The organism is Vibrio sp. 1751 (assembly GCF_033339895.1).
Taxonomy (GTDB): Bacteria; Pseudomonadota; Gammaproteobacteria; order Enterobacterales; family Vibrionaceae; genus Vibrio; species Vibrio alginolyticus.
Genome location: NZ_JAWOVM010000057.1, coordinates 1 through 21,530, shown reverse-complemented (window position 1 = coordinate 21,530; position 21,530 = coordinate 1). Strand labels below are relative to the sequence as shown.

Sequence of the window (21,530 nt, the reverse complement as noted above, 5' to 3'; positions counted from 1 at the left end):
GTTAAAAAGCAAAATGTGGGTTAACCCATTCGATTTGCTTTGAGCTAGCACTAGATCTAGAGCGTAGATACTGTCCGTTTGTTGGACGTACAGTATCTACGTAAAGAACATTAATTTGCTTGTTTGACTGCAACTTTACGTTTCGGGGAGAGGAGTGAATACCCCATGTATCCGATGCAAGCGGTAGCGACAAGAATAGAGCAGCCACGCATAAAGTTAATCAGCATAGGAGCGTTGTCGGTAAACGCGTTGATCCCCCAAAGCATCACGATCGAGAATACAAACATCACTAGTAAGCCATAACATGGAGCATCGATTTTGCCGGGAACGACATACCAACCATCTTCCTTGATTGGTTTATTTAGACGAGCATATTCCGCTTGCTGGCCTTTCACTGTGTAAAGATGCATTTCATCTTGTTTACCCGTCAGGAGAAGGCTAGCAATGTAAGCGACAACGGCATTCACAAGGACGCCAATCACGCAATACCAAGGCCACGCAATATCGGTCGCAACGGCTACATACCAGATCACCAAGAAGCTAGCAGCAACGCCAATTAACAAGCCTTTTTCCGTAATGTGTTTTGAGTAGAAACCAAGGACGAACATACAGAAGCTCGCACCGACAAAGTAAGAGCCTGCCTTACTCAGCACTTCCAGTACCGAGCCTGTGCTGGTGGCAAACATGATCGCTGGAATGATGACCAAAATCGCCCACGCCACCGTGAAGAAACGCGATACCTTTAAGTAATGCTCTTCCGACTCGTTTTGCTTGTAGAAGCGTTTGTAAAAGTCAGCCACAGAAACGGTCGCCATTGAGTTAAATGCGGAATCGAGACTCGACATACTTGCCGCCAGAATCGCAGCGGCAATGATGCCCATCAAGCCTGGCATTCCATATTCACTCGCATAATGAAGAATGATGGTGTTGCCGTTTTCAAACTCTTTACCGTCGTAATAAGCGTTGAACAGGACGCCAAGCAAGATAAAGACAAAGTAAATAAAGAAGGCCACGTAGCCCATCATCAACATTGCCTTTTTCGCATCGCCCATGTTTTTCGCGGCCATACAACGTTGTACCATCATCTGGTTACCGCCATACACGGTGGTGTGGAACATCGTCATTGCGATAACGCCGGCCCATACAGTCGTTACTTGGCTTAGGTCAAAACTTGTTTGTAGGGCATCGGTCATTCCTTTCGCTTTGAGTTCTGCCATGACCTCCGTCATTGGAGCAGGCATGCCATTCCAAACGGCTTCAATGATGATGAATGCGCCAATAAATAAGATTACTGCTTGAATCACATCGGTCCAAATGACAGCCGCGATACCGCCCATTACGGTGTAGATAAGGGCAATTGCAGTGACGATCATGATGCAGTACATCACGTCGATACCAGTAATGAACTCTAAAATCATTGCTGTCGCGTAGAGTACGGCTGCCGAGCTCAATGCTTGTTTGATAAGGAAGATAAACGACAAAGTCAGTCGTGAAGCCTTACCGAAGCGTCGTTCTTGATACTCGTAGATGGAGGTTAAACCGTTGTTGTAGAAAAACGGCATAAACACAGCCACGATGAAGAAGATCACCAGCGGATAATTGAGGTGAATCGCGATAACCGACAGGCCTTCTTTGTAAGACCAAGCTGGCCCGCCAAGGAAAGACATGGCACTCACGTAAGTACAAACGACAGAAATACCGATCGCCCACCAAGGGATGCTCTTATCACCCAAAGCGAATTGGCTAGCTGAAGTGACTCGCTTACCAATCACCGCACCCAGTACTAGCGTTAGGGCGATGTATCCCCCAAGGATGCTCCAGTTAAGTGCGCCAAACTCATGCATAATTAGGTCCTTCTAACTGTTCTTTCATTTGTGCAAACACGTCATAGCCAAGTTGCAGCAGGATATGAACGATGTCGATCGCCACCCAGTTTTCCTTCAGTAAATCGCCTTCGCGTCGCCAAATGTCCATAACGCGAAGTTCGATGTGTTTTCCGGTTGGGGCAAGACCGAGCCAGCCACTGTGACCAGTGTGAGTACCATGCATATGTGGCCAACCACCTGTGGATACGTAGTCATTTTTGGCCAAAAAATTGACCTCAATATCGACACTTCGATCTGGGAACGCAAACACAAATGGCGCTTGATGGTGGTTACGGAAACCTTTGATACCGCGCGTAGTACCAATACCAGCAGGGCCGTACCACATGAAGTCATTGTGCCAGTAGTTTTCAAGATCCATCGAGAAAAGATCTTTGCCATCAAAACGACCCAAGCAAGACAGCATATCTTCAACCAGCTGGGCGCTCTTTTCACTTTCTTCCAAAGACACAACAGATTGTTGAATACCGTTAGAAGTTGCAGGAGAAGGAACCAAGCCATCGTGACCTAAGCTTTTACGAAGAGGGTTGCAGCCTGCTTGATTCATCGCGTCGATGAAGTCTGGGATCATGTAAGATTCGGTGATTTGGTCGTTCTCCACACACACCATTTCGGTGTAACGCAAGTAGAGTGTTTTCCCTGTTGCTGGGATGCCAAACAGTGGTTGTTCAAATGTACCGATAAAGTAGCCGGTAGAGTTGTACCAAGTGCGGCCTTCGTATTCGCCGTGCATAACAATTATTGGTCGGCGCTCGGCGTCAGGCAAAGCATTAACAAGTGGTGAGAGGAAAGATTCGTGGGTTGCATCTGGGCCATTAAGATCGTTCACAGGGTGCGCCACGCACCATTTTACGTCAGGGTTCAAAGTTTGCAGAGCGGCCTGTTTTTGCTCGATGTCTGCGGCTTTGAAGTAGTTCTGGTAGAACTGTTCGATGATGTTGAGTGACATGTTGCTTCCTTACTGTCTGTGATTTTAATAAATAGTGTTTAGTCAGCCGTTAGCCTTGCTGAAGCAGGATTTGCTTCCAGATTGCGGTCTCGTCAAACAAAGTGAATTCGCGACGAAGACCCCAAGGGCCAAACTCAGCGTGGCTGATCCCCATGATGTAAACCTCTTTTCCTGAAGGCTTACCAAACATCCCATATCCCTCATGCTTACCGTGCAAAGACCATCGAATTGCCGCGCGTGGTGACATCATGTCGTCATCTCGGCCAATACGATGGTGAACGGTAAATTGAGCATTTGGGAAAGACGCACGAAGTGCCATCCAAAAATGATCGACTTCCGAGTGTGATAGGGCAGTTTGACCGCCAGTGTATTCGCCGATGCAAGCGCGGTCGTACTCTTTCGGTACTATAGAGAACTCGGCATTCATAAGGCTTCTGAGAATTGCTTCATAGCGCTGACCATATTCGTTGTCGTTGCCTACGCCCAAATAAGGTCCAGGAATGTCGACTTCAGGTGTGAACGGAAATGGGCTTGATTCCACGCCACCTTCAAATTCGATTTGTTGGCGTGCAAACTCTTCTGACGTCATGCCCAGTTGTTTCGCGATATCGGCTTGATCGCGAATCAACCATTCGTCATTGATTTGGTTATTGATAGCGTGGCAATCCGCGATAATGCGGAAACGAAGTTTGCGGTTCGAGGCTTGCCCGTAGAAGCCGTTGCCACTGTGTGTTGCAGTAGAGATGATTCGATGAGAAGAAAGCATGCCTTGTTCCGGGGTGCCTGACCAAATGACGTCTTCGCCATATAGCGTGCGATCGGGAAACTCGGCCAGTGTCGCCATTGTTGCACTGATCACCCCTTCGTTTCCTTGAACGATAGAGAGTGGAGTACGCACAACAATGTCGGGAGAGTAGTAGTGTTCTAAGGTGTTTAAACCTCGGTCTTCCCAAATCTCTTTTGTGATACCAAGAATGTAGTCGGGAAAATCACGCCACTTTTCATCGAAGCCAACCATGGCCATAAATCACCTCCGTAATTGAATAATTATGTTTGAATTATGTTTTGATTACGTATTCAAAATATATCATGTTGCCATTTTGTCAATGGATTGTTTTTCGATTGTTTAAATAGCGTGCTGATGATCAGGTTTTTAACAATTGAGCAGAAAACAAACTAAAAAAGTACAGGTGAGATGGAAGCAATCTCTTATCGAGACGTGTTAATAAGAAAGGAGGTCAAAGTTTTTTGTATGAATTTTCTAATATATTATTGTTTTTTAATCGCTTAATTTTCTTGCTCTGTTTGAATGTAACCAAATGATTAAGCCAAAACTGATAATCATGCAGATCAAGGCACCCAAATGGACTTTATCGCTAATATTCAGCTATTTTGGTGTCAATTATCCTTATATCTTTCAAATTTTCCTTTTGCATACGAATGCTTAAAGGCTTTTTTATTAAATCGGAAGTAGATAACGAATAAGCCACTAGAAAGGTGTTTATCTAGTGGCTATAACAGTCATAAGCGCTCTATGAGTGCAACGATCAGGATAAAAGCGCAGGCAACGATAGCGAGATGGCAGGGATGAAGGTAATCAACATCAACGCCACTATCATTGCACCAATCCAACCCATGATGGCTTTAGAGAGCGACTCTATCGGTACTTTGCCTACCTGACTTGCCATAAACAGGTTGGCACCCAGAGGAGGCGTAACAAAGCCAATGGCCAAGTTCACGATCATCACGATACCAAAATGAACGGGGTCCATGCCGAGTGCTGACGTTATGGGCAGCAGAATTGGCGTGAGAATAACAATGGCCGCCAGCGTTTCCATAAAGGTACCGACGAGCAACAACAGGACATTGATGCAAAGCAGTATCAGCAGTTTGTTTTCGGTAATCGATAGAATGAACTGAGCGATCTCGGTCGGTAGACGTTCTAGGGTCAATATGCGGCCAAACGTCACGGACGCACCCACAATGACGAGCACTGCGCCAACTAACAGTGACGACTCTAGAATGATTTTCACAACTTGCGCTGGTTTGAGCTCTTTATAAACAAACATGCCAAAGAATAAGCCATAGAGCACGCCAATCGCTGCGGATTCGGTAGGCGTGAAGATACCGGAATAGATACCGCCGAGAATGATTACGGGTAGTAGCATTGCCCAACTGGCTTCTTTTAGAGCATCAAGACGCTCTGACCAAGTGGCTTTGCGTTCGTTACCTGTGTAGCCCCGTATTTTTGAGACAATTAGACAATAGCCGATCAATACCATACCGACGACCAAGCCAGGAATGATGCCTGCCATGAACATTTTAGTTACCGAGACTTCAGCTGTGATCGCGTAGACGATCATCACCACAGAGGGTGGAATAATGACGCCAATTCCGCCGGAAGAGGCTATCAAGGCACCGGCAAAGCTGCGGTCGTAGCCTTTCTTCACCATAGATGGAATCATCGTCAGGCCGATAGCGGCAACAGTGGCAGACCCCGTACCAGAGATGGAAGCGAAGAACATGCACGCCACAATGGCGACGATGCCAAGCCCACCAGTAAAGTGGCCAAAGAAGACCTCCGCCACGTGTAATAATCGTTTTGAGATCCCTCCTTGGCTCATAAGGTTACCTGCCAAGGTAAATAGAACGACGGCGAGGAGAGGGAAAGAGTCGAGCCCTGTTACCATTCCTTGGACTAAAAACTCGATGTTAAGAAACGGCAGACTGAGTATCGCGACCATACTGGCTGCCGCCAGAGCAATACCGACCGGAACGCCAATGAGCAGAAGCAGACCAAAGCTGCCAAACAAAAGTGCAGACGTCATGCGTTAAACTCCAATAGTCGGTTAGAAGTACGATACTTTGCTTTGATATGGCGATAGCGTTGGCGAGAAAAGCGAACTCGTTCATTGCTGGTGGAGCACGCGTTCACACGTTGATAAATGCTTGTCACTAGGCGCGCGCAGCTTAATAGTGCGCAAACTAAAACAGAGGCATACAAACACGCAATAGGAATTTCCATTGCGGGTGCAATCTGACCGAGTTGCAGGCTGCGGTTTATAACCTTAAATCCAAACCAGGCGACAGTTGCACTAAAGGCAAGGTAGATAAGATCAGAGACAATCAAACTGAATTGCGTCCAATTGCCCGGAAGTTTATCGATGAACACACGAATGCGGATGTGTCGATCATCTCGGATACAGTAGCTGATGCTCAGGTACATCGCCCATACGAATAAATAACGAGCCAGCTCTTCAGCCCACGCGATCGTTGCATCGAACAGGCGTAGGGCGATTTGCAAGCACAGTAAAGTTGTCATCGTTGAGATCGCGATAACGATAAGGGTTGGTTCTAGGTATTTGTCTAGTAAGCGAAACCACTTCATGTTCACCTCCAAAACGAGAAAGCACGACCTGTTGCCAGATCGTGCAAAAGAGTGGGAGTTATAGGCGTTCTATCTCGGCCATCACGTTGTCAAACAAGTCTTTACCCGTTTTACTGCGCAAGTCCTGGTACACGGCCGCATTCATTTTCTCTTTCATGATGCTGCGTACCTCGTCTGGGACGATGTTAACCGTCATGCCTTTTGCTTCGAGCTCTTTGATTACTTCTTGGTTTTGCTGCGCGGCGAGCTCACGCTGTTTTGCGATGGTTTCTTTGCTTACTTCACTGATCAGCGCTTGTTGTGCGGCCGGCAGTGAATCCCAAAACGATTTGTTCATGAACAACACGTAGTTGGTGTATATATGGTTAGTTAAAGAGAGGTACTTTTGTGCCTCGTAAAAACGTTCGGCATAAATAGAGTAGATAGCACTTTCTTGAGCGTTAATCAGGCCTTGTTGTAACGAGGTGAAAATTTCTCCCCAAGACAGAGGTGTTGGCGCAGTACCAATAGATTTCCACGCGCTTATTTGAGTGGGGTTAGATGCCGAGCGAATCTTTAGCCCTTTCAGGTCCTCAATACTATCAATTGGCTGTTTGTTGTTGGTCACGCTACGAAAGCCGACCTCCATAAAGCCAAGTCCATGAAAGCCTTTTGATTCCATAGCATTCAACAATGGTTGTCCGATCTTCTCACTGTCGAGCGCTTTGTGTGCTTGCTCTTCGCTATCAAAAAGGTAGAACACGTCGAGCACGTTAAACTCTGGGACGTAGGGAGAGAGTAAAACTGACGCACCAAACGTCATTTGTAAGTTGCCTTGCTGTACGAGTTCAGTCGTCTCACGCACATCGCCTAGTTGTCTCGCCGGATAGATTTCAACTTCTATCTCACCGTTTGAGCGAGCTTCCACTTCTTGTTCGAAATAGAGCATTGCTTTGTGTACGGGAGAGGTTTCTTGACTGTCATGAGCAAGACGAATAACACTGGTTGCAAACGTATTCATACTGCTAAATGCAAGCCCCAGTGCGGTAAGTGAAGTAAGGATTACTTTCTTCATCGTTCTTCCTTGTTTCTGGTATGACCTGCCATTGGTATTCGTCGGCAAGTCACACAACTTTTTATGTTTTTATAAATTAGTTGAGCAATTCATATCCATTTTGCATACGAATCCAAAATAAAACATTAAAGTAACAAGTCAATAACAAGATTGATAAATTGATGAGGAATTAAATAACGATTGGTGAAAATTTAATCGTGATCACAGAAAATGCCTTACTCGAAAGCAAGGCATTTTGTTTATGAAGAATGAATAAAAATGGATTTATTAAATGGTGCTACTACGTTCGATCAAGGTGCCTTGCTCGAAAAGGTATTCGCCAGTTGCATCCAGGTTGCCGTTGATTCGATTCATCAAATCTTCAACCGCTCGTTTAACAATTTTGTCGACTGGTTGAGCAATGGTGGTCAAATCATAGCTCGGCCATGCAGACATCGGAATGTTATCTACACCCATCACAGAGAAGTCTTGGGGGATCTTTGCTCCGGCTTGTCGCAAGCCATCCATCACACCCATGGCGAGGATGTCGTTTGCACAAAAAATTGCATCGGGTTTGCTAGTGTGCGACAAGATCGCTTTCGCCGCTTCTAAGCCTGCTTCAAAGCTGTACTTGGCTTGGATAAAGGTTGGTGACGGGGAGCCGAGTTCTTGCAATTTTGAAGAGAAACCCAGCCAACGCTCTTCACTGGTCATGGAGCCAGCATCGCCACTGATATAAGCACACTGTTTTGCGCCTTTCTGCGTTAAATACTCGGCTGCTTGTTGGCCCGCCAATCGGTTATCAATACCAGAGCTATTGGCATTAATACCCTCGGCGTAGCGGTTAATCAAGCTTAAATGAACGCCAAACTTTTCGCATTGGGCAAACGCGCGTGAGGTTAAACGGCTGGTGGCGATAACGAGTCCGTCCACTTGGTATTCAATGGCGCGTGAAATGGCGAGATCGAGGTCGTCCTTGTCGATAGGGCAAAGCACAACTTGTCCGCCTCGCTTTTGAATTTCGACAGCCAAAGCACGAGATTGCATGTCGTACATTGGGTTTGATTCGCTATCTAACGCAATCGCCACTAAGCCTGAACGATTCGAAATCAGACCTCGGGCGATGGCATTCGGTGTGTATCCGAGCTTAGCTGCGGCATCCATCACCATTTTGCGTTTCTTCTCGCTAATACTCGCAGTCGGGCTGAATGCTCTAGATACCGTCGATTGAGAGACGCCGAGCATCTTCGCGACGTCGATCGAAGTTACTTTCGCTTTAATGGTGATACTCCTTATTTAAGGCCATTGAACCTTCTCATACGTGCTGAGTGTATGGGCTAGGGGATTTCTGTGTCTAGAGCATTACATTGATAAGGCGTAAATATCAGAGAAAACTCAAGAATTCATCACATTTCTCTCTTGCTTGAAGCCATCAATGATCATTTTGTGTTCAGACCCAACACAAAAGAAGCTAACGCCGAGTTCACGCCATTCCCGAGCTTGTTGAGCCGTCGAGACAAACATGCCAACAGGTTTATTGGCGGCTCTGGCCGCTTCGATTACTCGCATACTTGCTTGTGCGACTTTCTCATCATGAACGCTATCAGCACCATAAGCGACAGTGAGATCAACTTGGCCAATGAAGAGCGCATCAATTCCTTCAACATTGGCAATCGCTTCAACATTTTCAACCCCTTGAGGGTCTTCAATTTGTGCAATGACAATCGTATTCGCACGGCTGTCTTTTAAGTGTTCAACCATGGGCTTAGTGGCGTATTGCGCTGCTCGACTGGAACCAGCATACCCTCGGCCACCTTCGCCGTAATGGCAGATTTTCGCCAGTTGCGTCGCTTGCTCAGCAGTACAAACATGGGGAATTTGTACACCCGCCGCGCCACAGTCAAGCGCGTTCAAAATGGTTGAAGGAGCGCTGTCTTGTACTCGTACCACGCACGCGAGGTCATTCGCTCTGGCCGCCATGATGCACAGATCAAGCGAGGAACGATCGAAAGGTGCGTGCTCTGCATCCAGTACCACAAAAGGCAACTCTGCCAGTGCCAATACCTCGATAATGTGAGGATGAGGGGTTTTAACAAATGTACCTAATAGCGTTTCTTTAGTCAGACGTTGCTTAAAATTGCTCATAATTCTCTCCTTTGCAAAGGTATGCAAAAACTAACACGGTGAAATGTAAATGATGAGTAAAAATGATGTGATCTAAAACTCATTTTTGATTAAAAATTAAACTCAATCAAGGTCCTTATTACTTACTTTTATTTGTTTAAATTAATCAATACAAAGGCTTAAGGGTGGTTTTTTTGGTTTGTTGACTTAACTTGTCAAATGTTAATTAAGTGTTTAATCTGATTTTGCATTCGTATCCAAAAGCATAAAAATAACCGTTCGTCAGCCTCAATGTTCAAGGAGAAACCCAATGGCACGCATTTTAAAAAACGGAATCACTGAAGAAGCATCAGCATCAAACGACGCAAAAGTGCGTCAGATTGTTGAAAACATTCTTGCTGATATTGAATCGAAAGGTGATAGCGCTGTACGTGAGTTGTCTGAAAAGTTTGATAACTGGTCGCCGGAGCAATTCCGCCTGTCAGAAGAGCAAATCCAAGCCTGTGTGGATGCGCTTGATGAATCGACTCGTCATGATATCGAGTTCGCTCAGCAACAAGTTCGAAACTTTGCTCAAATTCAACGTGACTCAATGAAAGACGTCGAAGTAGAAACCATGCCTGGTGTGGTACTGGGGCATAAAAATATTCCAGTCAACAGCGTGGGTTGTTACATCCCTGGCGGTAAATACCCATTGGTTGCATCCGCTCACATGAGTGTACTGACGGCGAAAGTCGCGGGCGTAAAACGTGTTATTGCTTGTGCGCCACCGTTTAATGGCCAGCCGAATGTGGCGATTGTCGCTGCGATGGCAATGGCGGGTGCGGATGAAATCTATTGCTTCGGTGGTGTTCAGGCGGTAGGTGCAATGGCTCTGGGGACGGAGACTATTGCACCGGTCGATATGATTGTAGGGCCGGGTAACGCATTTGTAGCAGAGGCAAAACGTCAGTTGTTTGGTCGCGTCGGTATCGATTTGTTTGCAGGCCCAACGGAAACCCTAGTCATTGCCGATGAGAAAGGCTGTGACCCGGAATTGGCAGCGGCAGACTTGCTTGGTCAGGCTGAGCATGGTTACAACTCTCCCGCTGTATTGTTGACCAATAGCGAAACATTTGCGCAAGAAACCATCAAAGAGATCGAACGTCAGTTAACCATTCTCCCAACGGCTGAAGTTGCGGGTAAAGCGTGGGCAGATTACGGACAAGTGATTGTGTGTGATAGCTACGAAGAAATGGTGGAAGTGGCAGACGATATCGCTTCTGAACACGTGCAAGTGATGACGGAAGATCCTAAATACTTCCTAGATAACATGACCAACTACGGTGCCTTGTTCCTAGGTCGTGAAACCAACGTTTCTTACGGCGATAAATGTATTGGTACCAACCATACACTGCCAACGAAGAAAGCGGCGCGATACACCGGTGGTCTTTGGGTAGGTAAATTTATCAAGACCTGTACTTACCAGCGTGTAACGGAAGCTGCGTCGCTAAAAGTCGGTGAGTACTGCTCTCGCTTGTGTGCACTCGAAGGTTTTGCTGGCCACAAAGAGCAAGCGGATATTCGTGTGCGCCGTTACAAAGGCAAAGTGGAAGAGGCGTAATATGTCGAAACTTGCCTTAGTCACAGGCGGCAGTGGCGGACTGGGTGCCGCCATTTGTCGCAAGCTAGCTGAATCGGGATATCGCGTAATTTTGACTTACAACAGTAATCAGAAAGCGGCCGAGGATGTGCTTTCCTCGCTGCCACGTAACGAGCATCTAGCATTCAAATTGAACGTGGCAGATTCTAGTGCGATTGAACAGCTTAAACATCAAGTCAGTGAAATAAGCGACAAGCTGGATTTGTTGGTCAACTGTGCGGGGATGACGAAATTCGTCGCGCACTCTGATTTGCAAAGTTTAGATGACCAGCTGTTTGACCAAATTTTCCAAGTGAACGTCCGTGCGCCTTTTGCCATGGTTCGAGCGTTTGAGCCTTGGCTTAAGCAAGCCAATGGTTGTGTGGTGAACATTACTTCTATCGCGGCACAGACTGCGATGGGGAGCAACATTGCTTACTGTGCAAGTAAATCTGCCGCGGAGAACATGACCCGTTCTTTAGCTCGCGCTCTGTCTCCCGAGGTTCGAGTTCTGGCTGTTGCTCCAGGGCTTGTCGACACTGAGTTTGTCAAAGGCTTGGATGACGCATGGCGTAATCAACAAGAACAATCCACACCGCTTAAGCGTTTAGCCAATGATGAAGAAGTCGCTCAAGCCGTGTACGCCGCGGCAGATCTTCTGACCTTCTCGACAGGCAATACCATCGCGGTTGATGGTGGGCGACCTTTAGGTCTGTAACTAACAATTCAAAGGCTAGGTCCAAACAAGGACAACAAGGATTTACAATGACTCTACAATCTAAAATGAATAATAATCTGGTCCGCTACATGGAACTGATTCCGGGTACGAGTGCGTTTATTGATGCGCGCACGCCAGGCAGTGATCTGAAAGATAACTTCTGCATTATCGGTGCTGGGGTGGCAGAAAGCAGTCGTCAGCATGTTCATATTCGCGATACGGCGGGCTTTAACATTGGTGCCGCAGGCCAACCGCCGGGCATCAAAAATTCGTTGCACTCTCATCGTACCGCCGAGCTTTTCTTGGTGTTCAAAGGTCAGTTCCGTTTTTATTGGGGGAACGATGGAGAGCATGAGGCGGTGTTGTCTCACGGTGACGTCATCTCGATTCCAACCAATCTCTTCCGTGGATTTGAAGTGGTTGGCCGCGATTACGGCTTTATGTTCTCGGTACTTGGCGGCGACGATTCAGGTGGCGGCGTTATTTGGCATCCAAACGTTATTAAAGACAGTCAAGGTTATGGTTTATACCTCAAAGCCGATGGCACACTCGTGGACACCATTAATGGCGACCCGGTGCCACAAGAATCAGAATTGATGCCGCTGCTTACCGAAGAAGAGCTCGCGACCTTCGATACCTACACCGCAGAAGAGATGATGCCATTTGTCGCTCTGCAAAAAGATTATCGTGAAATCAAAGGCGATTTCGGCGGAAGCAACGTGAAACAATACGCCTTAACGGGTCATCCTTTGGCGAGTTATGACTTCCAAGTAAAGAGTGAAGATGAAGTGAGCATCATGGCTTATGAGCTTTCTGAAGGTGGCTCGATTCCTCAACACTGCCGAGAAGAAAAACAAGTACTTATCAACTTTGATGGCGATACAGAGGTGGTCCTCACGCATCAAGGCGAACAAGCTAATGTTGTTTTAACGCGCGGTGATGTGCTGAATGTTCCAGAAGGTGCGTCTTATTCACTGACGAACTTGCGTGGTAATAGTTTGACGTATTGCATTCTTGGGTCTGATCAACCAAAGCCGCTGGCAGGAGAATAAAATGACGCAACCCACCTCGTTAGTTTGGCTACCCGGACTACTTTGTGATGGCACATTGTTTGAGGAAGTCAACCGAGCGTTGCCAAGTTGGGTTGAGCCTTCATGCCCGACGCTGGCCTCATTGCCGTCAATGGAACAGCTGGCGCAGAAAGTGTTGCAAGACGCACCGCAGGAGTTTGTCTTGGGTGGCCTATCAATGGGTGGGATTCTTGCCTTTGAGGTGTACCGCCAAGCGCCAGATAGAGTCAGAGGTTTGGTGCTAATGGACACCAACGCGGCGGATGAAAAGCCAGAGGTGACACAAAAGCGCGACGCACTGGTTAGTCGAGCGCTAAGTGGTGAATTTGAAAGCATTACGCCTGATACTCTAATGCCTGTGCTGATTCATCCAAGCCGTTTGCAAGACAAAGCGTTAACTGAGCGTATAGAAGGCATGGCGGTCAATGTAGGTTTGGAGGCATTTGAAGCACATGCTAAAGCGTTAGCAACTCGCCCGGATGCTCGACCTTTATTGGCGGACATTCAAGCTCCTACGTTGGTGATAACAGGTAAAGAAGATAAGCTTTGTCCGCTAGACAATCATCTGCTCATGGAGCGATGCATCCCAAACGTCACGCTTCATGTTATCCCTGAGTGTGGGCATCTATCTACGCTTGAGCAGCCTTTAATTATTAGTGAAGTGATGACTACTTGGCTTCAAGATAACTTTGCTTAGTGTTGATAAGAACTTCATCACTCACCACCTTAAGGTTACTTGGGTATAGGTGGTGAGCGATGAGTATTATCAGAAGTAGTAGCGAATACCTGCCGCGAATTGATCATCACGGTTTTCGAATTTGCTGCCATCGTACTGATCTTTACCTAGGTCGAACTGGTATTCAGTCCAAACTAGGAATTTGTTCTTCTGGAAGTGGTATTCAAGACCAGGAATCAGCAAGTTACGCTCGTAGCCTTGTGTCTCGTCACCGCGATCTTCCATGTAGTTGTAGTTCAACGTTGGGCGTAGGCCGTTATCGAAGTGGTAGTAAGTGTAGATTTCGCCACCTAGGGTATCGAACATTACGTCCGTACCGCCTTGGCTCACTGCTTCCCAGTTTTCGCCAACGTGGAAAGTCGCACCTGCGTAGAAGCCACCGTTGCTGTAGTTTGCGCCCAATAGCATGATGCGCATGTTGTCGCCGTTTTCTACGCCAACCACGCTTGCGTCTAAATCAGCAACTTCATTTTGATGGTAAGCCGCACCAAGTGTTACGCCATCAACCGGTTTGTAAGTGATAGACGCACCCATGCCGTTTTTCAATGAGGCTGTCGCATTGCTTGCTAGAGCAACATCTTCACGCGTGGTTTGGTAAGTAAAGCCGTAGCTCACTTTTTCATTAATTGAATTACGGTACGTAATTGAGTTTTCTGCACGACCAGCACCGGATGCGATACCCCAGTCAGCTAGGTTGTAAACACCTGAGCCACGAGTACCGAATACACGACCTAAATCGGTGTACCATGCTACGTCGTAGAAGGTAGACCACTGCTTAGTACCCGCAGCAATCTTGCCGTATTTTTCGTGATCAACACCTGCGTATAGCAAGCGGTCGTAAATGTTGTCGCCGTTCGCGCCAGAGTTGTAGCCCCATTCCGCGTGACCGAAACCAGTCCAGCCGTTATCCAGACCCATTTGGCCTTTCAAACCGAAACGTGAGCTGCCGCTGTTCCATTCGCCGTTGTCATCACCGCCACGGTCTTGGTAGCGAAGATCGAAACGGCCATCGATGGTTAGGCTGTCGCCAGCGTCATTAACAAAAGTGTGTGCAGCAAAGGCTGAGCTAGAAGTAAGCGCTGCTAAAATCACTGCAGAAAGGGTCGACTTTTTCATCATCAATCTCATTATTCAGGGCGCAGAAAGCCACCGTGCGTTCATGCCCGTTTTGAATAAGGGTTCTATCTTGAGGTTGTGCCCCATCCTTGAGGCACGAGTTGGGAGCATGTCGCCTGAACCGAGAGGGGATTCAGGCAACATAAAGGCGGGTTGACAGTCCGCCCCTAGGACTTCTTATAGAGAAGGGTTTAGGATCTGTTGAGTACGCTCGAACACGTCTAGACCTTGCTGTTTTAGCCAGTAAGGTAGGTCGATCAGTACCCAGTTCTCAGATAGCTTGTCGCCGTCACGGTAGTAAACGTCAACCACTTGCATGTCTGCGCGTACTTCACCACCTGTCATACCTAGGAAACCACCGATTGGCGTGTTAGATAGGTTTGGCCAGCCGAAGAAACAAGAGAAGTTACCTTCTGCGAAACGACATACGTGGCCGTTAAACTTCTTGTCTTTCAGGTTGTTACGGAACGGCAATTGGTGCTGCTGTTGGTAACGAGGGATTGTGTAAGACGCACCGATACCACATGGACCGTACCAGATCATGTCTTTAGACCAGCTCTTCTCAAGAACTTCTGGTGGGCAACCCATAGCACCGCTGTCGTTTAGTGCAGATAGGTCATCAACCATCTTGTTCACTAGTGCTAGTGTTGCTACGCCTTCTTCTGGTGCTGCGTCTTCGAACAGTAGACCGTCGTGGTTACGAGGACCAGGGTATACGAAGTGCTTACCTGTTGATGGTGGTAGTGGGTAACAACCCGCTTGGTCCATTGCACCTAGAAGGTCTAGGAATAGGCCAGTCTTAGTGATCTTGCCGTTTTCAACACAGTTAAATTCTGCGTAACGGATGTTCATGATTTTGCCAGTTGGGCGCATGCCTAGGTATTCAGCGTCGAATAGACCCATGAAGTGACCCATGCTCATTACCCAGATTTCACCTGATGTTACTTCGTTCTCACCACCGATGAAGATGTCTTGACGACGCTGCATGCGAGTCATTGATTTCATCAAAGGAGCCCAGAAAACGTCAGCCGCTGCTTGAGCGCCTTGTTGCTCACGGAATGGGTAAACACCACGCCATAGGTAATCTTCTGAAGTGTGTGCTTTTAGTACTTCTGCCACGTTCTCGTGAGTTGCGTTTTCCATTGCGCTGAAGTATTCACGTACAACGCGTTTCGCTTCTTGATATTTAGACATAATAAACTCTCTTATTTGCTGTCGAGTCGGCTTTGGGAACAGGACTCGAAATTAAGTTTTTCATCCGGCCGGGGAGCCAGCCGGAGTTCTTGAAATTTAGTTACGCTTTTGCTGCTTCGGCTTTTTTGCTCTTATCGAACACGCCACCTTTTAGTGTCTCTGGCAGTGATAGCCATAGAAGACCAGCAAGGATCCATACGATTGGTGAACCCCACATTGCGGTTTGTAGGTCGGTACGTTCTTGGATGAAGATAAGTACCATTGGTGCCCACATACCGAGGATACGACCGCCGTGGAATAGCGCTGCGCCGTAGCTACGTAGGTGTGCTGGGAACAGTTCTGAGAAGTAACCACCCCATACCGCTGAAGAAGACAGACCGAAGTTGTAAATCAGGCCGAGTAGAGCCAGCATGTTTAGGCCGCCAATCACCATGTCGCCAGGTGCAACAAAGAAGATTGAAACCATGATGCCCGCGAGGATGAAGCCAAATGCGTTCACCTTACGACCGAATTTGTCAGCCGCCCAACCCCAGAACCACGCACCAAAAAGTGAGCCAAACGCTGAGATAGAGAAGATGAGACCGATGGTTGCACCGTCGAACATACGTACATCACGTAGGTAAGTGGTTACGAAGCCACCAAAGAACTGGAAACCGTAGAAGTTAAGGCCAGCCAGCAATAGACACGTTAGTGTGATCTTACGGTAAGGCTTGCTTAGCATTTCGCCCCAAGAGCCTGTTTTCGCTGGTGCGTCTGATTCTTCCGCTTTTGCTTGTTCTTCTTCACCGTAAGCGATCACTTTGCTGTCGCTAGGTAGCACAAAGATCATGACCACAGCGGCTGCCAATGGTGGGATACCACCAACAAGCATTAGGCTTTCCCATGGTGCATCAATGCTTGCAATAAATGCTGCATACGCACCCATTACCATCAGTGCTACAGAGAACATAGAAGACGCGAATGCCGTCAACTTACCACGTACCGTTGGCGTAAATAGGCCGATCATCAAGCTTACTGCCACGGTGAAGTAACCACCCAGTGACAAACCAATGATGAAACGCATTGCTGCCCATGTTGTGTAGTCGGTGAACATCATATTGATGATCGTTGCGCCACCGTTTAGGGCTGTGATGGTAATAAGAGTGGATTTCTTACCAAATTTTGTTGCGAACCAAGCACAGCTCAATGCACCGATAAGCGCACCAACCGACTGCCATGTATAGAACTGGGCAGTGTCTGACAGGCTAATACCATCATACGCTTCAACGATGTATGGGCGTACGTAGTCAATAATTACAAAGTTATAACAATAGAAAAAGTAACCAACCAGTATCGCTAGATAGGCAGCTACCCTTTGAATCATAGGAACTTCGCTCATGTGTCTTTTGGCATTCATGACCGATAAACCTCTATTTCACTTAGGATTTGTTGCTATTCAAACTTAAAGAACACGATCTTATTGGGATCATCTTCGATTTCGTGTCGTGGTGAATCATAGTTTTTTTAAGGTCATTAGATCCGTGATCAATATCAATTTTAAAATGAATGCGTACCCAATTAGTGGTTTTTAGTGATGGGAGTCTCATTAAATCGGTCTTTTTGGCATTTTTGAATATATAATCGTCTATATTGGTGATTGTAGTCACATTTATGGTGGGATTATCGTTTAGATATGCTTTTTTAAAGTAATATCCAAGCACAAATAATTAGCACCCAGAATTATGGAAACCCTGAAATGGTTACGTACTCAAGTTTTGTGGTGATTGCGTTATACGTGTTAATCACCATATTAATCAGCTATTTAGTGAATAAGCGCTACAGCAATGGTGACGACTTTTCTACGGGTGGAAAGCAATTTGGCTGGTTTACGGCAGGTGTTTCGATACTTGCGACTTACATTAGTGCGATGACGTTTGTAGGGATGCCTGGTTGGGTTTATAGCTCTGGCATGGAAGCGATGAGTATTCACCTTAACTATCCCATCGTTATCTTTTTCACTGTTATTTTCTTTGTGCCTGTCTTTTATAAGCTGGGTCTGACTTCGATTTATGAATACCTTGAGCACCGCTTTGGGGTGTACGCAAGAACCATCAACTCGATTGTGTTCATTGTGGTTCAATGTATCTCTGCGGGTGTGATTTTGTATGCCGTGGCGCTGATCTTAGTGCAAGTTCTGCCTATCAGTATTTCTGAAGCCATTATCTACATTAGTATTTTCACCGCTTGCTATACCTATGCGGGCGGGATTTCCACGGTTATCTGGACCGATATGTTGCAATCTGCAGTATTGGTTGCGGGCAGCATCGCTATCTTTGCCATTCTAATGACAGAGATTAATGCGGCAGATTACCTTTCTCGTGATCACCTGAATATCATCAACTTAGACTTTGATTTGGGTGTAGATACCACACTATGGGCTGGCGTGGTTGCTGTGAGCTTTTTGCATTTGAGTGTGTACGGCACCAACCAATTGATCATCCAACGCACGTTAGCGACGAGATGTGAAAAGACCGCGCAGAAATCGATGCTGTTGTGTGGTTACGGTGCGTTTTTCGTGTACTTGTTCTTCGCGGTACTCGGTGTTCTTCTAAGTGTTTTCTATCAAGATCAATCGTTTGAAAACAGCAATGAAGTGATTTTGGATTTCGTCTTCAACCACACTAACCCAATCGTCGTTGGTTTGATCATTTCCGCATTGGCGGCCGCCGCAATGTCGACGCTGGATTCGACCTACAACTCAATGGCGACCGTCGCAACGTTCGATATCTACAAGCGTTTCGTTCGCAAAAGTGCCGATGATGAGCACTACGAAAAAGTCGCGAGAAAGATGAGTTTGCTCGCTGCGGCCATGGTGGTAGTGCCAGCTCTTCTCGCGGTATCGAATGAATCGGTACTCAAAACCATCGCTAGCCTGACTTCTATCTTCGTTGGTATCCGATTGGGTTCATTCGTGCTTGGTTTATTCTGGGCGAAAGCCAATGAGAAAGGCGTGATCGTTGGCAGTATCATGAGTGTGATTGCGGTATTTACTGCGATGTATCTCGACGTGGCTTGGCCGTGGTTCGCGCCAATTGGTACGTTCGTCTTCCTTTTGTTTGGTGTGTTAGTGAGTCGTCGTTGGGGCGCGGTGACTGCCGAGCAACAAATCTTTATCAATAATCAAAAACATCTTTTTGCAAAGCCAACCGCAAGCCATTACGGATTGTTGGTGTTCGCTGTGGCGACCATCGCTGCTTGTATGGTTCTCCCTGATTGGCTTTATGCTGCATTGTCGTAATAGGTAAGTTTATGCTGTCCATCTTTGATATTTACAAGATTGGTGTGGGCCCTTCTAGCTCTCACACCAATGGTCCAATGATCGCGGGTTACCACTTCACTCGTTTGATTGAATCGAACTTGGCAAAAGTGGTTCGTATTCAGGTCGATTTATACGGCTCACTCTCGTTAACGGGGATTGGTCACCATACTGACCGTGCAACCATTTTGGGTCTGTTGGGTAACAAACCAGATACCATCAAAATCGCTTCTGCGAATAAAGCGATGCGCAAGGCGATTGAAGAGGGCATGATGTCTGTCGATGGCCGTCATGAAATCGAATTCAACTACAAAACGGACATGTTGTTCCATGAAGAGAACCTTCCTCTGCATGAGAATGGAATGACGATTACTGCGTTAGATGCGCACGGCAATCAGGTTGGGTTTGAAACTTACTACTCTATCGGTGGTGGTTTCATCGCAACGGCGGATGAACTGCAAAATGGCAGTGCGACTGCACCCGTAGAAGTAGAGTTCCCATTCTCCAGTGCAGACGAAATGTTGGCACAGGCTGAGAAGAATGGCATGAGCCTCGGCGGCATGATTCTGAAAAACGAACAAGCATTTCAGGATATGGAAGCCATTAATCAACGCGCAGAACAGATCTGGCGTGTGATGACGCGTTGCATGGAGCGTGGTTTCGAGACAGAAGGTATCTTGGACGGCGGCTTGAACGTGACCCGCCGTGCGCCTAACTTGCTGAAGAAGCTTGAAGCAAATGCAGCAATTGAAAACGATCCAATGGAAATCATGGATTGGATTAACCTGTTTGCTTTTGCTGTGAGTGAAGAAAACGCGGCTGGTGGACAAGTCGTAACGTCGCCAACCAATGGTGCGGCGGGTGTGATTCCAGCGGTATTGATGTACTACCATCGCTTCATCAAAGAGCTCGATACTAAACAGCTTAAAGACTTCCTTGCTGTATCCGGTGCGATTGGCATTTTGTACAAAACTAATGCGTCTATCTCGGGTGCCGAAGTGGGTTGTCAGGGCGAAGTTGGCGTGTCTTCTTCCATGGCGGCAGCTGGCTTGACCGCGCTGCGTGGTGGCAGCAATGAGCAAATTTGTATTGCGGCTGAGATTGCCATGGAGCACTCACTAGGCATGACTTGTGACCCAATTGGGGGCTTAGTGCAAGTTCCGTGTATTGAGCGTAATGCGATGGGTGCAATGAAAGCGATCAATGCTTCTCGCATGGCATTAAAGCGTAATAGTAAATGTTTGATCTCGTTGGATAAGGTGATTGAAACCATGTACCAAACGGGCAAGGACATGAACAAGAAATACCGCGAGACGTCACTGGGTGGGTTAGCTTTGATTCACCTAGCGCCGCCTTGCGAATAATGAGTTAGGCACATCTAACCAACAAAAAAGCCGAAGCACTGAGATGCATCGGCTTTCCTTTTTTGGAGCGTTTATAACTTAGCTATGCGTTTGCTCACCTTTTGGTGTGCTTTGGTTTGGTTGATAGTGCAAAATCACCATCGAGGTGGGTGACAGCAAGACTTCGCCTTCAGCATGTCCTGGGTTGAGATTACGTACGTTTGTATCACAGATCGTCACCCATTCTTGCTTTCGCTCATTGGGGAGCTTAAAGCGAGCTGTGGCGTTAGTTTGGTTGATGAGGTAGACCAGCTCTTGCCCTTCTTTACCGATACCAAGGTGAAGTGCGACAGAGCTTAAACGGTTCCAATCATCGTGCTCCATTAAGCGACCGTCTGTACGGCGCCAGAAAATACGGTTGTTATTGCGATTCTCGCCACTGAAAGCTCGGATAAATGGCAACATGTATTGATTTCGGTTGGCGACCATTTGTGACATCCATGCTTTGAAATGTTGCTTACGTTCTGTCTCTTCCCAGTTCAGCCAACTGGTTTCGTTATCTTGGCAATAGGCATTATTGTTACCGCCTTGGGTGTGAGACAGAACATCAGCAGTGAGAATGTGTGGGATACCGAAGGCAAACAGCAAGCTAGCAATAAGGTTGCGTTTTTGCTTTTCACGCGTGGCGATAATCATCAGATTTTCCGTCTCGCCTTCAACACCGTAGTTTTCTGAACGATTGTCACCGTGACCGTCGCGATTTTCTTCGCCATTGGCTTCGTTATGTTTGTGCTTGTAAGACACTAAATCTTGCAGTGTGAAGCCATCGTGATACGTGATGTAATTTACGGTGAGTTTGTATGGCCAGTTCGCTGCACTATAAATGTCACGAGAGCCCATTAATCGAGTGGCAAACTCTTTTAAATAGCCTTGATCACCGCGCCAAAAACTGCGGGAAATATCACGCAGTTTGTCATTACATTCGTTCCAACCAAATGGAAAGTTACCCACTTGGTAGCCATTTGGACCAATATCCCAAGGTTCGGCAATCAATTTGGTT

Annotated in this window: 17 protein-coding genes and 1 pseudogene; 6 read left to right on the top strand and 12 right to left on the bottom strand. The window is 46.9% G+C overall.

Translation table 11 applies throughout. From position 1 onward, the window contains the following. Positions 1–110: 110 nt before the first annotated feature. The 8 genes from R7041_RS16355 to R7041_RS16320 all read right to left on the bottom strand — a co-directional run bounded on the left by R7041_RS16355 (position 111) and on the right by R7041_RS16320 (position 9,398). On the bottom strand, positions 111–1,844 hold the full coding sequence (locus tag R7041_RS16355) for a sodium:solute symporter family transporter (RefSeq protein WP_005374733.1): 1,734 nt from the start codon (positions 1,842–1,844) through the stop codon (positions 111–113). Next, positions 1,837–2,832: an ester cyclase gene (locus tag R7041_RS16350; protein WP_017634491.1), complete on the bottom strand. Its 996-nt coding sequence runs from the start codon at positions 2,830–2,832 to the stop codon at positions 1,837–1,839. Before R7041_RS16350 ends, R7041_RS16355 begins: the two co-directional genes overlap by 8 nt. A 49-nt stretch (positions 2,833–2,881) precedes the next feature. Further along, positions 2,882–3,856 (bottom strand): ester cyclase, encoded by a 975-nt coding sequence (locus R7041_RS16345; protein ID WP_064369573.1) that lies wholly within the window; start codon positions 3,854–3,856, stop codon positions 2,882–2,884. A gap of 523 nt (positions 3,857–4,379) precedes the next feature. Further along, the gene (locus R7041_RS16340) at positions 4,380–5,660 is read right to left on the bottom strand and encodes a TRAP transporter large permease (protein ID WP_064369574.1); all 1,281 of its coding nucleotides are present in this window, start codon (positions 5,658–5,660) and stop codon (positions 4,380–4,382) included. Then, a complete protein-coding gene (locus tag R7041_RS16335; RefSeq protein ID WP_025768663.1) occupies positions 5,657–6,220 on the bottom strand; it encodes a TRAP transporter small permease in 564 nt (187 codons plus the stop codon). The genes R7041_RS16340 and R7041_RS16335 overlap by 4 nt, the downstream gene beginning before the upstream one ends. 58 nt (positions 6,221–6,278) lie before the next feature. Next, positions 6,279–7,274: a TRAP transporter substrate-binding protein gene (locus R7041_RS16330; protein ID WP_005374744.1), complete on the bottom strand. Its 996-nt coding sequence runs from the start codon at positions 7,272–7,274 to the stop codon at positions 6,279–6,281. A gap of 267 nt (positions 7,275–7,541) precedes the next feature. After that, on the bottom strand, positions 7,542–8,498 hold the full coding sequence (locus R7041_RS16325) for a LacI family DNA-binding transcriptional regulator (protein ID WP_025768661.1): 957 nt from the start codon (positions 8,496–8,498) through the stop codon (positions 7,542–7,544). A gap of 150 nt (positions 8,499–8,648) precedes the next feature. Then, positions 8,649–9,398, bottom strand: coding sequence for an HpcH/HpaI aldolase family protein (locus tag R7041_RS16320; protein ID WP_025768660.1), 750 nt, complete (start codon positions 9,396–9,398; stop codon positions 8,649–8,651). Between the two features lie 289 nt (positions 9,399–9,687). Here R7041_RS16320 and hisD point away from each other — a divergent pair, with 289 nt between their 5' ends. The 4 genes from hisD to R7041_RS16300 are packed head-to-tail and all read left to right on the top strand — an operon-like array spanning position 9,688 to position 13,483. After that, positions 9,688–10,980 (top strand): histidinol dehydrogenase, encoded by a 1,293-nt coding sequence (gene hisD / locus R7041_RS16315; RefSeq protein WP_005374756.1) that lies wholly within the window; start codon positions 9,688–9,690, stop codon positions 10,978–10,980. Between the two features lies 1 nt (position 10,981). Beyond that, positions 10,982–11,716: an SDR family NAD(P)-dependent oxidoreductase gene (locus tag R7041_RS16310; RefSeq protein WP_025768659.1), complete on the top strand. Its 735-nt coding sequence runs from the start codon at positions 10,982–10,984 to the stop codon at positions 11,714–11,716. A 47-nt stretch (positions 11,717–11,763) separates the two neighbouring features. Next, entirely contained in the window at positions 11,764–12,768 is a 1,005-nt protein-coding gene (locus R7041_RS16305) for a cupin (protein ID WP_025768658.1), read from the top strand. A 1-nt stretch (position 12,769) separates the two neighbouring features. After that, positions 12,770–13,483, top strand: a complete 714-nt coding sequence (locus tag R7041_RS16300) for an alpha/beta fold hydrolase (protein WP_025768657.1) — start codon at positions 12,770–12,772, stop codon at positions 13,481–13,483. Between the two features lie 69 nt (positions 13,484–13,552). Here the strand turns inward: R7041_RS16300 and R7041_RS16295 are convergent, their stop codons facing one another. The 3 genes from R7041_RS16295 to R7041_RS16285 all read right to left on the bottom strand — a co-directional run bounded on the left by R7041_RS16295 (position 13,553) and on the right by R7041_RS16285 (position 17,228). Next, a complete protein-coding gene (locus R7041_RS16295) occupies positions 13,553–14,638 on the bottom strand; it encodes a porin (protein ID WP_017634480.1) in 1,086 nt (361 codons plus the stop codon). A gap of 177 nt (positions 14,639–14,815) precedes the next feature. Continuing rightward, on the bottom strand, positions 14,816–15,832 hold the full coding sequence (locus tag R7041_RS16290; RefSeq protein ID WP_005374772.1) for a nuclear transport factor 2 family protein: 1,017 nt from the start codon (positions 15,830–15,832) through the stop codon (positions 14,816–14,818). 100 nt (positions 15,833–15,932) lie between these two features. Then, the gene (locus R7041_RS16285) at positions 15,933–17,228 is read right to left on the bottom strand and encodes an MFS transporter (protein WP_038890470.1); all 1,296 of its coding nucleotides are present in this window, start codon (positions 17,226–17,228) and stop codon (positions 15,933–15,935) included. 339 nt (positions 17,229–17,567) lie between these two features. Here R7041_RS16285 and R7041_RS16280 point away from each other — a divergent pair, with 339 nt between their 5' ends. Together R7041_RS16280 and R7041_RS16275 are read left to right on the top strand one after the other, a co-directional pair. Further along, positions 17,568–19,109, top strand: coding sequence for a sodium:solute symporter (locus R7041_RS16280; protein ID WP_064369577.1), 1,542 nt, complete (start codon positions 17,568–17,570; stop codon positions 19,107–19,109). 11 nt (positions 19,110–19,120) lie between these two features. Next, on the top strand, positions 19,121–20,491 hold the full coding sequence (locus tag R7041_RS16275) for an L-serine ammonia-lyase (protein WP_005383410.1): 1,371 nt from the start codon (positions 19,121–19,123) through the stop codon (positions 20,489–20,491). Between the two features lie 78 nt (positions 20,492–20,569). Here the strand turns inward: R7041_RS16275 and R7041_RS16270 are convergent. Further along, positions 20,570–21,530 (bottom strand): annotated as a pseudogene (locus R7041_RS16270) (glycogen debranching enzyme); the annotation flags it as partial.